This window comes from Planotetraspora phitsanulokensis (assembly GCF_016863295.1).
GTDB classification, from domain to species: Bacteria; Actinomycetota; Actinomycetes; order Streptosporangiales; family Streptosporangiaceae; genus Planotetraspora; species Planotetraspora phitsanulokensis.
The window spans coordinates 60,445-74,657 of record NZ_BOOP01000014.1; the positions used below are offsets into that span (position 1 = coordinate 60,445).

Annotated in this window: 13 protein-coding genes; all 13 read right to left on the reverse strand. The window is 68.9% G+C overall.

What is annotated here, in order from left to right; all coding sequences use genetic code 11:
* Positions 1–3: 3 nt before the first annotated feature.
* The 13 genes from rimM to Pph01_RS17605 all read right to left on the reverse strand — a co-directional run bounded on the left by rimM (position 4) and on the right by Pph01_RS17605 (position 14,177).
* On the reverse strand, positions 4–522 hold the full coding sequence (rimM, locus tag Pph01_RS17545; protein WP_204074173.1) for a ribosome maturation factor RimM: 519 nt from the start codon (positions 520–522) through the stop codon (positions 4–6).
* Between the two features lie 111 nt (positions 523–633).
* Positions 634–876, reverse strand: a complete 243-nt coding sequence (locus tag Pph01_RS17550) for an RNA-binding protein (RefSeq protein ID WP_203973398.1) — start codon at positions 874–876, stop codon at positions 634–636.
* A gap of 1 nt (position 877) precedes the next feature.
* Entirely contained in the window at positions 878–1,327 is a 450-nt protein-coding gene (gene rpsP / locus Pph01_RS17555; RefSeq protein ID WP_204074174.1) for a 30S ribosomal protein S16, read from the reverse strand.
* A 256-nt stretch (positions 1,328–1,583) separates the two neighbouring features.
* Complete coding sequence (ffh, locus tag Pph01_RS17560) at positions 1,584–3,116, reverse strand: signal recognition particle protein (RefSeq protein WP_204074175.1); 1,533 nt, start codon at positions 3,114–3,116, stop codon at positions 1,584–1,586.
* 212 nt (positions 3,117–3,328) lie between these two features.
* A complete protein-coding gene (locus Pph01_RS17565) occupies positions 3,329–4,801 on the reverse strand; it encodes a glycosyltransferase family 39 protein (protein ID WP_204074176.1) in 1,473 nt (490 codons plus the stop codon).
* A 109-nt stretch (positions 4,802–4,910) separates the two neighbouring features.
* Positions 4,911–5,474, reverse strand: coding sequence for a GTP-binding protein (locus Pph01_RS17570; RefSeq protein WP_204074200.1), 564 nt, complete (start codon positions 5,472–5,474; stop codon positions 4,911–4,913).
* A gap of 7 nt (positions 5,475–5,481) precedes the next feature.
* Positions 5,482–5,925 carry a DUF742 domain-containing protein gene (locus Pph01_RS17575; protein ID WP_239116781.1) on the reverse strand — a complete coding sequence of 148 codons (444 nt, stop codon included), beginning with the start codon at positions 5,923–5,925 and terminating at the stop codon, positions 5,482–5,484.
* Between the two features lie 101 nt (positions 5,926–6,026).
* A complete protein-coding gene (locus Pph01_RS17580; RefSeq protein ID WP_275412841.1) occupies positions 6,027–6,449 on the reverse strand; it encodes a roadblock/LC7 domain-containing protein in 423 nt (140 codons plus the stop codon).
* A complete protein-coding gene (locus tag Pph01_RS42795) occupies positions 6,446–9,373 on the reverse strand; it encodes a sensor histidine kinase (RefSeq protein WP_239116782.1) in 2,928 nt (975 codons plus the stop codon). Before Pph01_RS42795 ends, Pph01_RS17580 begins: the two co-directional genes overlap by 4 nt.
* Positions 9,374–9,797: 424 nt before the next feature.
* Positions 9,798–10,382, reverse strand: coding sequence for a GTP-binding protein (locus Pph01_RS17590; protein ID WP_373315676.1), 585 nt, complete (start codon positions 10,380–10,382; stop codon positions 9,798–9,800).
* The gene (locus Pph01_RS17595; RefSeq protein WP_203887681.1) at positions 10,363–10,722 is read right to left on the reverse strand and encodes a DUF742 domain-containing protein; all 360 of its coding nucleotides are present in this window, start codon (positions 10,720–10,722) and stop codon (positions 10,363–10,365) included. Before Pph01_RS17595 ends, Pph01_RS17590 begins: the two co-directional genes overlap by 20 nt.
* A gap of 18 nt (positions 10,723–10,740) precedes the next feature.
* Complete coding sequence (locus tag Pph01_RS17600) at positions 10,741–11,160, reverse strand: roadblock/LC7 domain-containing protein (RefSeq protein WP_203887680.1); 420 nt, start codon at positions 11,158–11,160, stop codon at positions 10,741–10,743.
* Positions 11,157–14,177 (reverse strand): sensor histidine kinase, encoded by a 3,021-nt coding sequence (locus Pph01_RS17605; RefSeq protein ID WP_204074178.1) that lies wholly within the window; start codon positions 14,175–14,177, stop codon positions 11,157–11,159. The genes Pph01_RS17600 and Pph01_RS17605 overlap by 4 nt, the downstream gene beginning before the upstream one ends.
* Between the last annotated feature and the right edge of the window lie 36 nt (positions 14,178–14,213).

Genomic DNA, 14,213 nt, shown 5'->3' on the forward strand with positions numbered 1-14,213 from the left:
CTCCTACTCCGCCTCGCCCAGATCGAACAGGCCCTGTGGGGCGTCCACGACGAGCAGGCCCTTCTCGAGGTCGATCTCGGGCACGAGGGCCTTGACGAACGGCACGTAGACCTCGTCCCGGTCCGGACGGCGCACCACCAGCAGGTCCTGGCCGTGGTGGAGGACCTCGGCGACCTCGCCCACGTTCACCCCGTCGGTCGTCACCACGGAGAGGCCGATGAGCTCGTGGTCGTGGAACTCGTCCGGATCGTCCAGCGCGGGGATGTCGGCGGAGTCGACCACCAATAACGTGCCGCGCAGCGACTCGGCCGCGTCCCTGTCGCGCACGCCGGCGACGGCGAGCAGCAGGATGCCCGCGTTCCAGCGAACCCGCTCGACGACGAGCGGCCCACGGCTCGCGGGATCGGTGGCGAGAGCCGTACCGGGGGCGAAACGCAGATCGGGGTCGTCGGTGCGCACCTCGACCGTGACCTCGCCCCGCACTCCGTGCGGCCGGCCGATCCTGCCCACGACTAGCTGCACTTGTCGCCTTCCTCCGAACGTCTGTGAAACCTCGGTCGCGACGTCGTCACGGCCCCGGAAAACGAACCGGGGGACCCCCTGTGTGAGGGTCCCCCGGCCGTACGGTTCTACTCAGCGGGCCTCGTCCAGATCGACCAGGTCGACCCGGACGTACTTGCCGTCGGCCAGGGCGGTCACCACGGTGCGCAGCGCCTTCGCCGTACGGCCCCCGCGGCCGATGACCTTGCCGAGGTCCTCGGGATGTACCCGAACCTCGAGGACGCGCCCGGTGCGGATGCGCCGGGCTCGGACCCGGACTTCGTCGGGATGCTCGACGATGCCCTTCACCAGATGCTCGAGGGCTTCCTCGAGCACCTCAGGACCCGCCTTCCGGCTTCTCCTCGGCGGCGGGCGCCTCAGTGGTCTCTTCGGCCTTGGCCGGCTTCTTTGCCTTCTTCGGCGTGGTGGCGGCGCCGGTGTCGCTGGACAGCGTCTCCTTTGCCGCGGCCTCGTAGGCGGCGTGACGGTCGGCCTTCGGCTCGGCGACCAGGAGCGGCGCCGGAGCGGCCTCGCCCTTGAACTTCTGCCAGTCGCCGGTCAGCTTGAAGAGCTTGAGGACCGGGTCGGTCGGCTGCGCGCCGACGCCCAGCCAGTACTGCGCCCGCTCGGAGTTCACCTCGATGCGCGAGGGGTTCTCCTTCGGGTGGTACAGACCGATCTCCTCGATCGCCCGGCCGTCACGCTTGGTCCGGCTGTCGGCGACGACGATGCGGTACTGCGGGTTGCGGATCATGCCGAGCCGCTTGAGCTTGATCTTGACTGCCACGGGTGTGGTCTCTCCTGCATTAGAGCGTGGGTGAGCGGTGTCTCATCGAGTGGGGCACGATGGGAGCCCGCCCGAGGGACAGACGCGACAGGCGGGGGTGAGAGGGCACCCGCCAAGTCACGATGTTCCAGCTAGACATTCTGCCAGACGCGTGCGGGTGCTCGGCCAATCGCGGCCGATGTGACGTCGAAGAATTCGTGATCGGGACGCTTCCGGCCCGCCCTCGGACGCGGATCGGGGGCCGGAGAGGCGCCCGCTACTGGCCGGGCAGCTTGAACTTGGACGGGTCGAACCCGGGCGGAAGCTGCAGATTGCCGAGCACGCCGCCGCCTCGAGGCTGGGCCGTCTCCTCCGCCCCGGCGCCGGCTCCCGCTCCGGACTTGGGCTGGCCCGCCTTGCGTGGGTCACCGCTCACCCGGCGGCCCTTCTTGGCCTTCTGCGCTTTCTGCGCCTTGTTGCGACCTCCCGGAAGGCCCGGGATGCCCATGCCCTGGCTCATCCGCTTCATCATCTTCTGCGCCTCGAAGAAGCGGACCACGAGGCCGCTCACCTCGGTGACGGTCACGCCGGAGCCCTTCGCGATGCGGGCGCGGCGCGAGCCGTTGATCAGCTTCGGCTCCGCACGCTCGCCGGGGGTCATCGAGCGGATGATCGCGGCGATGCGGTCCAGGTCACGGTCGTCGACCTGGTTGAGCTGGTCCCGCATCTGCCCCATTCCGGGCATCATGCCGAGGAGGTTCTTGATGGGGCCCATCTTGCGGACCATCATCATCTGCTCGAGGAAGTCGTCGAGCGTGAAACCGTCCCCGGAGACGAGCTTCTCCGCCATCTTGGCGGCTTCCTGCTCGTCGAACGTCTTCTGCGCCTGCTCGATCAGGGTGAGGATGTCACCCATGTCGAGGATCCGGCCCGCCATGCGGTCCGGGTGGAACGCGTCGAAGTCGGCGAGCTTCTCACCGGTCGACGCGAACATGATCGGGCGGCCGGTGACGTGCCGGACGGACAGGGCGGCGCCGCCGCGGGCGTCGCCGTCGAGCTTGGTGAGGACGACCCCGTCGAAGCCGACCCCGTCCATGAACGCCTGGGCGGTGCTGACGGCGTCCTGACCGATCATCGCGTCGACCACGAACAGCACCTCGTCGGGGCTGATCGCATCCCTGATGTCGGCGGCCTGCCGCATCAGCTCCTGGTCGATGCCAAGCCGTCCTGCGGTGTCGACGATGACCACGTCGTGCTGCTGACGCCTGGCGTGCTCGATCGACTGCCTGGCGACCTCGACCGGGTCCCCGACTCCGTTGCCCGGCTCGGGCGCGAAGACGGCCACCTCGGCCCGCTCGGCCATGACCGACAACTGCTGAACCGCGTTGGGACGCTGGAGGTCACAGGCGACGAGCAGAGGAGCGTGCCCCTGGTCCCGCAGCCACTTGGCCAGCTTGCCCGCGAGGGTCGTCTTACCCGAGCCCTGGAGGCCGGCGAGCATCACGACGGTGGGCGGCGTCTTGGCGTAGCGCAACCGCCGTGTCTCGCCGCCGAGGATCTCGATCAGCTCGTCGTTGACGATCTTCACGACCTGCTGGGCGGGGTTCAGCGCCTGGGAGACCTCGGCTCCGCGGGCTCGCTCCTTGATCCGCGCCACGAAGTCCTTGACGACCGCCAGAGCGACGTCCGCCTCGAGCAGCGCGATGCGAATCTCGCGGCAGGTCGCGTCGATGTCGGCGTCGGAAAGCCTGCCTTTGGACCGAAGGGAGGAGAAGACCGAAGTCAGCCGGTCGGAAAGGGTCTCGAACACGTGATTGGCCAGCCTCGAAGCAAGTGAACAGTCGGTGGACTAAGCGTCGCGTCCCCCAGCCTATCCGTCCAGACGGCCTGCGCGCCCGAGCCGCCGCGATCACATCATCGGCCGCAGGCGCCTTGGACGGGAGCCGACACGGTCTGATGCGGCCTGTGCGGAGGAGAATCGCGCGCCGGCGAGCAGTCAGGAGCAGGAACGCGCCTCCGGAGTCAGCGGTTGTTTCTGACGTATAGGGCTAGACGGGTATAGCCGAACGATCTGTTCGACACGAACTTGAAGTCGCGGCGGAGCTCGACAAAACGCGGGTCCCCGATGTTCCTCGGCCCGGCAGGGGGTGCGACCAGCCACACCCGATCCACGCTGGCGGCCGCCGCCGTGAACTGATCAGCCGTCCGCGGCTCGTATGTCCCGGGCGCGTTGGTCAGATCGATCAGGTTCCGGAAGGGCTCCCCGTACACGGTCACGAACAAGCGGTACCGCAGCGGCGCGAACAGGACGCCGTCACCTGGCCGCTGCTCCGCACCCAGCACCGCGGACAGTGACCGCAAGTCGTCCGGGCGGCCCGCCGGTTCCCTGATCGCCACGTGAGCGCTGAAGGTCAACGCCCCGACCAGCACGAAAGCGATGATCGGGACGGCGATGTGCCCACGGAGCGACGTGGTGACCCCATGCACGCCGATCCCCGCGAGCAGCGCGATGGCCGGGACCACGAACAGCACGTAGCGCGGGTCGTAGACCGGATACACCTGCGAGATCAGGAACGACGCCAGAATCGGAGCGAACGCCCATAGGGCCACGATCGGGATCCGGCGAGACCACCACACACCACAGGCCACCAGTGAGAACAGGACCACAGCGGCCGCGGTGTTTCCGGCGATCTCCTCCAGGAACGCGGTCAGGTCCTCGAAATTCGGCGGATGGAGCCAGAACAACTGCGTCTCGCGCTGGCCCGAGGCCACGACCACGAGCGGCACGAGTGCGATCCCGGCACCTGCGACGGCGAGGACCCAGGGCAGGACGCGGCGGGGCCGGGCCGTCCATACGGCGACGGCATGGACGCCGATCAGCAGCAGAGCGTAGAGGTGGAACCATCCGAGCAGGACAACACTCACCGCATATACGACATACCGCCGCCTCGAGGGGCTGTCCAGCGCGTCGATCAGCAGCCATGTCGCAAGTACGGCGACGAAGCTGACGATCGCGTAACTCCTGACCTCCTGGGCGTATCGGCTCGCCATGGGGAGGAGCGCGTAGAGGAGGCCGCCGTACAACCCTGCCATCGGCCCGACAAGCCGGCGGCCCAGCACGGCGATCCCATACGCGGTACCGGCGAACGCGATCAGCGACGGAAGGCGCAGCAGGAACTCGGATCCTCCGAAAGCGGCGAACGGTCGCAGAAGCAGATAGTAAAGGGCGTGGACGGCGTCGATGTCGCCCATCAACTGCCGCATGTACGACAACGGCGAACGAGCGACGACTGCGCTTACGGACTCGTCTCGCCACAGGGAGGGAACGGTGATCCCCCACCCGCCGATCGCGAGGGCGGCGAGGGCGGGCAGCCACACGGCCACCGCTCTCAGGCGGCGCTGCCCCGAGCCCTCAAATGACGGGCCACCTGCGATCTCCCGCGGCGGGGTCCCGACGGCGGGAGCATCCGAAAGTGGGCCCGAAACGCTAGTCATGGCGGGAACAATAGCGGACAAGATCGCCTATACTCCGGCGCCCCCGGGAGGTGAGCCGGGGACGTCGTGCCCAGCCACGGGCGCTCTCGGCCCGGACGTCGGCTGACGACTACGCGCGGTTCCCGTCGGGGACGGCGACCCGCATGGTCAGCGCGTGCTCGACGAGCGTGATGAGCGTGCCCTTGACCGAGTCCCGGTCGCGGGCGTCGGTCCGGACGACCGGGACGTGCGACGAGAGGGAGAGCGCCTCGCGCACCTCGTTCTCACTGTGCGGGTGGTGACCGCCGAAGCCGTTGAGGCCCACGACGAACGGCAACTGGGCCTCTTCGAAATAGTCGACCGCGGGAAAACTGTCGGCCAGCCGCCGCGTGTCCACCAGCACCACGGCGCCGATCGCCCCACGGACCAGGTCGTCCCACATGAACCAGAACCGGTGCTGACCGGGTGTTCCGAACAGATACAGGATCAAATCCTGGTCCAGCGACACACGGCCGAAGTCCATCGCCACCGTCGTCGTGGTCTTGTGCGGCGTCAATCCGACATCGTCGATGCCCGCCGAGGCGTCGGTCATCACCGCCTCGGTCGTCAGCGGGACGATCTCCGACACCGCTCCGACGAAGGTCGTCTTGCCCACACCGAAACCACCGGCAACAACGATCTTCGTCGAAGTCAGCCCACGACTAGAGCCTGCGAAGTCCACTGAGCACCCTTTCCAGCAAGTTCAGATCCGGCTTACCCGCGTCCAGCTGCGGCTGGTGCACGTGCACCAGCCCTTCCGCCGCCATGTCCCCGACCACCACACGCACCACACCCAGCGGCATCCGCAGCAGGGCGGAGATCTCCGCCACCGACCGCACCTGACGGCAGAGCTGGCTGATCGCCTGACGCTCCGGGGTGAGGATGGACAGATCCTGGTGAATCGACGTGGCGGAGGACACGAGTGCCTCCATGGCGAGCTGGAGGCGGGGGGCCGTCCGCCCCCCGGTCACCGCGTAGGGGCGTACAAGTGAGCTGCGCTCCGCCGCAGGGGGCGGAGCCGATGGAACCGGGTTCGTGCCGCCGTAGTACCGGTGGGCGTCGTCCACCGGCGGATATGGCTCGTTGCTCCAGCCGCCGCCTGCCACAACGTCCTCCTGACCTGTTCGCTCGGGAACTCCCTGACCCCCCTGGCCGCCTCGCTTTCAGGCCGCTTTCCGCCTTAGGCTCGACCGCTTCGAACTTCTCGTCACCTCGGATGAGACGCCTGAAGCTCGGCGCGAACCGCCGGCGTCAGCACCTGGCCCGCACGCTCGACCAGCAACGTCATCTGATAGGCCACCAAACCCATGTCGGAGTCGGCCGAGGCCAGCACCGCGAGACAGGACCCGTCACTGATCGACATGATCAACAGTAGGCCCCGCTGCATCTCGACGACCGTCTGGGTCACCGGGCCGCCCTCGAAGACCCGGGAGGCTCCCTGGGTCAAGCTGATCAAGCCGGCGGCCACCGCAGCCAGCTGATCCGCGCGGTCCTTCGGAAACCCGTCGGAGTACGCCAAGGGCAATCCGTCCGCCGACACCACGACGGTGTGCGCCACTCCGGGCACGTTGTTGACGAAATCGGTGATCAACCAGTTGATGCCGCGTGCGGCCTGGCTCATTTCCCTCATCGGTCCTCCTTCTCAGTGCCGTGGGCACCGTTCTCGCCCAGTGGCACCGCCCCGGGGTAGCCCATTTCCTCATTCGCGTTTCCCTTGGCCGCCCGCGCCTGCCGGACTCCCTGCTGGAAGCTGGAAAGCCTGCTCCGCACCCGATCGGGCGACAGCGCGGGTGGTGGCGAGGTCACGGGAGCCACTGCGGACTCGGGAGCGGAGCCGGTGGCCGAGCCGGGCACCAGGTTCGCCTTGGGCACGCGCTTGGGCAGCCCCGAAGCGGTCACGCCTCCGAGCGCGGGCTCGCTGGCCGCCTTGGCCGCCTGCCAACCGGCGTCGGCAGGGGACGACCACGCCTTGGTCTCCGCCTGATCGTCGGAGTCCGTCTTCTCGACCTGCGTGTCAACCTTCTTGAACCAGTCGGACTCCACAGCCGCGAAGATCGGCAAGAACTCCTCCTCCGCCTCCATTGGCGAGTTCCGCACCACCGGCAGCGGACCCGTGTTGTCGACATCCCCCTGGTGGGGACCCCGGCCGGACCGTCCCGGCCAGCCGCCGTTCTCCTGCTTCTGCCCCGGCCACGACTGGCTTCCCGGCGGAGGCAGGTGTCCCGGCCACGGCGTGTCGACGGGAGCCTCACCGACCCGGGCCTGCCCGAAGGTGTTCGGCTCGAACGAGCCCCGGTCGAAGGCGCCGGAGTCGAGCGGGTTGCGCGAGAAGGGATCCGGCTCCGGGCCACGCTCGAAGGGTGCGGGGTCGAAGGGATCACGCGGGAGCGCATCCTTTTTGTCGCGCTGGAACGGCGCGGGGTCGAACGGATCGTGGGCGAAGGTCTCGAACGGCCCGCGCTCGAAACCGCCGCTCCTGGCCACACTGGGCTCGTCCGCTCCGAACACCGGCGTCCGCGGCATCGCCTCGAACGGGGTGGGGCTGGCGAGCGCCGGCGCGCCCAACGACGGGGCGCCGAGCTGGCCGGCGCCGCTGCCGCCGCCAAGGGCGGGCATCGGGCTGGTCAGCTCGGGCTGAGGCATGCCCGGGTACGCGGGACCCGCGGCGGCCAGCAACGACTCGGGCAGCAGGACCATGGCGGTGAGGCCGCCGGACTCCTGCGTCCGCATCTGCACCCGGATGCCGTGACGCAGCGCCAGGCGACCGACCACGAACAGGCCCATTCGGCGGGAGACCGAGACATCGACGACCGGCGGGTTGGCGAGCCGGTGGTTCACCTGGACCAGTTCCTCGCCCGACATCCCGATGCCCAGGTCGCTGACCGAGATGATCAGGCCGCCGCCGTCGATGAGATTGCTCGCGACGGTGACCTTGGTGTCGCCCGACGAGAAGGCGATCGCGTTCTCGACCAACTCGGCGACGAGGTGGACGACGTCGTTGACGGACTGTCCGACCACGGCCACGCCGGACTGCACCTGGATGTCCACCCGCTCGTAGTTCTCGACCTCCGACAACGAGGCGCGGACCACGTCGACGACCGGGACCGGCTGGCCCCAGCGTCGTGCGGGTTCCTGACCGGCGAGGACCAGGAGGTTCTCACTGTTGCGGCGCATGCGCGTCGCCAGGTGGTCGAGCTTGAACAGGTTGCCGAGCCGCTCCTCGTCCTGCTCGCCCTGCTCCAGGCCGTCGATCAGCGAGAGCTGCCGCTCGACCAGAGTCTGCGTGCGGCGCGACAGGTTGACGAACATCGAGTTGACGTTGCTGCGCAGGCGGGCCTCGTCACCGGCCAGTCGTACGGCTTCGCGGTGGACCTCGTCGAAGGCCCGGGCGACTTCACCGATCTCGTCGCGGGCGACCACGCCGATCGGGGCGATGGCCGGGGCCTCGCTCGCCTCACCGGCCTCACGCAGCTTCTGGACCATGTCGGGCAGACGCCGTCCGGCGATCTCCAGGGCCTCCCTGCGCAGGCGGCGCAGCGGTCCGACGAGCGACCGCGCGACGCCTGTGGTGAAGAGCAGGACCGCGATCAGGAGCGCGGCCACGGCGACACCGACGATGAGCGCCCGCTGCTGCTCGTCATCACCCAGCGTCGCGCTCCTGGCGACGATCGAGGCGGTCAGCTTGGTCTCGACGGTCCGCATGCGGTTGATGGGATCCGACACGGAGTCGAACCACTCGCGGGTCTCGTCCTTGGCCGTGTAGTCGAGGTTCTCGAGCGAGAAGCCGGCGTTGGCCCGGTCGAGCACGAGGGTGCGGAGGAACTCCGCCTGGTCGACCTTGTTACCGGTGACCGTGTTGTCGAAGTCGGCCCGTTCCTGTGTCGTCGCGCTCTTGCGGAACGCGTTCAGCTCGCTGTTCTCGGCGGACACCGCACCGAGGAAGTCCTGCAGCTGCGTCTGGTCGAACCGATGGACCGGCAGGACGGTCGTCAGCAGGCCCCGCTGGATGGAGAGGTTCTCCTTGGCCTTGGCGAGAGCCGCCAGGGTGACCGACATCGCGGCCAGCTGGTCGTCCTGCGTGCCCTTGGCCAACTCGTCCTGCAACGCCAGAAGGTCGTCGACGACGAGCGTGTACTGGGTGATCACAGCGCCGGGCAGCAGGCTGCCCTGCACGGCCTGGGCGCGGAGCGGCTCGAGGCTGTCGAGCTTGCCGATGATGTGCTCGATCTCGTCGCCGGCGCGGCCTCCGACCTTGGCCCGCAGATCGGTGGCGAGCTGCCTGACGGACGCCGCCGCCCTGTCCACCTTGCCGATCTGGGTGGTCACCGTCGCGGTGGCCTTGTCGGTCCGGCCGATGGCCGCGTTCCACGCCGCCCGGTCCCGTTCGGTCTGAAGCTCGTGGGTGAGCACGGCCACGGAGTCGACGAGCCGCGCGAGGTCGTTGACCCGCTGGTAGTCGGCGGCCGTGTTGACCGAGGTGAGCACGCGGAGACCGCCCAGCAGGAGCGCCGCCAGGGTGGGGACCAGGATCAGCGCGACCAGCCGGGACCGCACACGCCAGTTCCGTAACCGGAAGCGGCTACCCTCGCCAGGCTCGCGCTCAGCCGGAATTCCGGTCCTCGGGCCCTGGTCACTCCGGGGGTCTTTGGTCCTCACAGGCTTTCGAACCTCTCGCCGTATGTGCGCGCGGTGGGAAGCCTCTCCACGAGTGTGACAGACGAGACACCAGAGACTTCCCGCGGGCGAGGGTAATTGCAGCACACCGACACCAGCGAGGCCAACCGAACACCCGTACCCAAATAGCCTAAAGGGGGAGGTGTATGGCGTTAATTGGTCAAATATCAGGCTGTCTTTATTAGCAAATTGTGCCCCGTCGGCAAGGAGGTCACTCCTCCGAGAACGAACGAGGGCGGCGCCTTGTCAGGCGCCGCCCTCGAAAACCAACCGCGCCCGTGGCGCGGAACTCGTCCAGAACCCGTCAGAGGGCCCGGCCGTACGCCGCACGAACCGTCAGAACGTACTCCACCAGGTTGATGAGCGTCGACTTGACCGCGTCCCTCGATCTCGCGTCCGTACGCACGACGGGGACGTGCGGCGGGAGCGACAGAGCCTCCCGGACCTCGTCCTCCGTGTGGACGAAGCTGCCGTCCCAGCCGTTCAGCGCGACCAGGAAGGGCAGCTGCGCCTCCTCGAAGTAGTCGATCGCCGGGAAGCAGTCCGCCAGCCGGCGGCTGTCCACGAGCACGACGGCCCCGATGGCGCCCCGGACGAGGTCGTCCCACATGAACCAGAACCGGTGCTGGCCGGGGGTCCCGAACAGGTACAGGATCAGGTCCTGGTCCAGCGAGAGGCGGCCGAAGTCCATGGCGACGGTGGTCGTCGTCTTGTTCGGTGTGAGCCCGAGGTCGTCGATTCCCGCACTGGCGTCGGTCATCACGGCCTCGGTCGTCAGGGGAAGGATCTCCGAGACGGCCCCGACGAAGGTCGTCTTCCCCACGCCGAACCCACCCGCGACGACGATCTTCGTCGAGGTCAGACCACGGCTAGAGCCTGCGTAGTCCACTGAGCACCCTTTCGAGCAGGTTGAGGTCTGGCTGTCCCTGGCTGAGCTGCGGCATGTGCAGCCGGACCAGACCCTCGTCGGCCATGTCGGCGATGAGCACCCTGGCCACGCCGAGCGGGACCCGCAGCAACGCCGAGATCTCCGCGACCGATCGTACGGAACGGCACAACATCATGATCGATTCCTGCTCAGGGGTGAGCAGGGAGTATTCGTCGCTCATCAAGGTCACCGATGATACGAGCGTTTCCATCGCCATGTGGTACCGCGGCTCGGAACGCCCACCGGTGACGGCGTACGGACGGAACAGAGGCTCGTCCTCTGTCCCGTCAGACCCGCGCATACCCCTCTCCTGCGGTGGTCATCGGCGAGACACCTGAAGCTCGGCGCGCAGCGCCGGCGTGAGCACCTGACCGGCCCGCTCCACGAGCAGGGTCATCTGGTACGCCACCAGGCCCATGTCGCAGTCGGGGGCGGCCAGCACGGTCAGACACGAGCCGTCGCTGATCGCCATGACCAACAACAGTCCGCGCTGCATCTCCACGACGGTCTGAGTGACCGCGCCGCCCTCGAACACCCGGGAGGCGCCCATGGTGAGGCTGAGCAGACCGGCGGCGACGGCCGCCAACTGGTCGGCACGGTCAGCCGGGAAGCCGTCGGATTGCGCCAGCCGCAGACCGTCGGCCGACACCACCACCGCGTGTGCCACACCCGGTGTGGAACCGACGAACTCGGTGATCAGCCAATCGAACCTGCGTGCTTCCACGCTCAGCTCAGTCACGAGCCCTCCTCCTCATTTCCCAAGCCATCGACGGCTCCTCCGGCCAGATCGGCCCGGCCTCGCCGTACACCCTGCTGCAAGCTCGACAGACGACTGCGGACCGCGTCGGCCGAAACCGGGGGCCGCGGTGTGGGGGCCGGGGTGTCCCCGCCCACCGAACCCGGCACCAGGTTGGCCTTCGGCGTCCGCTTCGGCAGGCCCGCCGCCGTCACCCCGCCCTGCGAGGGATCCTTCGCCACACCGGCCGCCTTTTCGAAGCCGCTGTCCGCACGGGACCACCAGGCCCCCTGACCAGGATTCGCGCCGAGCGGATCGGGCGACCCCTGGGCGGGGCCCGTTTCCCTGCCGGGCGTTCCGGCGGCCGCGGGACGCGACGCGCCGGGATCCGGCGCCTTCCCGTTCCCCGCCTGCACCGTCTTGTCGTTCTGGGCCGGCGGCGCACTGCTCGCGCCGTTGGGCGCCGGACGCCGGAACCATGCCGACTCGACGGCGGCGAAGATCGGCAGGTACTCGTCGCCACGCTCGAGCGGCGCGTCCTCCACGACGGGCAGCGGCCCCGTCGCCGCTCCGGGCTCCATGATGGGGAAGGCTCCGGAGTGCTCGGTGAACGTGGGACGGCCCGGCCGCTGACGACCCGTCAGGCCGCCGTTGGTGTCCCCCACCGCGGGGAAGCTCGCCGTGGTCTCCTCCGGCGGCGCGCCGAAGGGCGTGAATGCTCCCGAATCGGAAGGTGCGAACCCACCCGAATCAGAAGGTGCGAACCCACCCGAGTCGGAACGTGTGAAAGCTCCCGAATCGGAGGGTGCGAACGCACCCGAATCGGAACGTGTGAAAGCTCCCGAGTCGGAGGGTGCGAACGCGCCCGAGTCGGAGGGTGCGAACGCGCCCGAGTCGGAGGACAGGTCGGAGCCCGCTCCTCCTCGAGCCGCGAGCGGCCCGCCGTCGCGCCCGGGCGACCTGCGCGTGGGCAGTCCGTTGGAGGGCGGCGTCGGAGCGGAGGACGTCCACGGTGCGAACGTCCCGGGGCTCTCCGGCGTCGCCTGAGCCCCGTCCCACGGCTGGAAACCGCTCGTGGACGACGCGCCCGCCTGAGGCTGGTCGGCGAACGCCCCGACCGTGGCGGTCGCCGGCTGGGTCGCCGTGGGCTGGTCGGCGTTCGAGATCATCTCGGCGGGGAACAGCACCATGGCGATCATGCCGCCCTGCTCTCCGCGGCGCATCTGCACCCGGATGCCGTGGCGGAGCGCGAGGCGGCCGACCACGAACAGGCCCATTCGCCGGGAGACCGACACGTCGACGGTGGGCGGCTCGGCGAGGCGGTGGTTGATGTCCGCCACCTCCTCGGCGGACATGCCGATGCCGGCGTCGCTCACCCCCAGCATCACGGCGCCGCCCTCGACGGGGTTGCTCGACACGATGACGCGGGTGTTGCGCGGCGAGAACGCGATGGCGTTCTCGACGAGCTCCGCGACCAGGTGGACGATGTCGTTGGCCGCGTGGCCGGCGATCGCGATGCTGCGGTGGACCTTGACCGTGACTCGCTCGTAGTCCTCGATCTCCGACAGGGAGGCGCGGACCACGTCCACCAGCCGCGCGGGCTGGCTTCGCTTGCGCGCGGGCTCGTGCCCGGCGAGAACCAGGAGGTTCTCACTGTTGCGGCGCATGCGGGTGGCCAGGTGGTCGAGCTTGAACAGGTCGGACAGACGCTGTCCGTCCTCCTCACCGCGCTCCAGACCGTCGATCAGGGCGATCTGCCGTTCCACCAGCGTCTGCGTGCGGCGTGAGAGGTTCACGAACATCGCGTTGACGTTGGCACGCAGGCGCGACTCCTCCGCCGCGAGGCGGACGGCCTGCCGGTGGACCTCGTCGAAGGCCTGGGCGACTTCACCGATCTCGTCCTCGGTGCCGACGGAGATCGGCCGCACATGGGGCTCGCTCGTGTCGTCCGACTCGCGCATCCGCCGGACCATGTCCGGCAGGCGCAGACCCGCGATCTCGAGGGCCTCTACGCGCAGGCGGCGCAGCGGCCGGACCATCGAGCGCGCGATGAGGACGGTGGTGGCGAGGACGAGGAGAAGCAGCGCGAGGATCAGGCCACCGGCGATCAGCACGTTGCGCTGTTCCGACGACTGGAGCTCCCGCGCCCGGTCGAGCACCGCGGCCGAGACCTGGTGCTCGACGGTGGCCATCTGGTCGATGGTCTTGGTGCTGTGCTGGAACCAGCGCTGCAGAGTCTGGCTACGGGTCAGCGCGTTGTACGTGGACAGCGGCGTGTTCCGGGTCCCGAGCTGGATCGCCCAGGCCTTGGCCAGTTCGGCGTCGACGACGTCGGGGTCGCTGAGCAGCGTCACCAGTTGCTTGGCCTGCTCAGGCTGGCTCTCGGTGATGAAGGTGTCGGTGTCCGACTGCTGCCGCGACTGGGAGGCGATGAAGTCCGTCAGCTCGGTGCCGACGAACGACTGCGTGCGCTCCAGCAGTTCCCTGGTGAGGGTCCCCCGCTGTTCGGACGCCTCCTCCTTGGCGTGGGCGAGCGCCGTCAGCGCGCGCGCGTCGCCGACCACTTCGGGGTCGTCGCTGGTCTGCGCGAGCTCGTCGTGAAGCCGCAGGAGTGTGGCGATGAGGGCGGTGTAGCCGTCGATCACCCGATCTTTCCGCAGGTTGCCCAGCCCCGACAGCCCCGTGGCGGCCTGCTCGGCGTCCTGCTCGGCGCGGACGCCGTAGTCGGCGTTGATCTCGTCGAGGTCGGCGCTCACCTGCTTGACCAGGCCGTCCACAACCGCCGTCTGTTGGGCGAGCGTGATGGACTTGCCCGTGCCCAGCTTGATCTTCTTCTTGGGTCCCCAAACGGAGATGTCCCGTTCTAGGCCCAGCTGCTGGATCAGGTCCCGCAGCCGGACAGAGTACTCGGCGCTCTGCCTCACCTGCTGATATCCGTTGAGGCTTTCGATCGACCCCACGACGCGGATGCCGGCGAGAAGCACGGCCACCAGTGTGGGAGCGACGATGAGGGCCGTCACGCGGGTGGGTACCCGCCAGTTACGCGGCGCGAAACG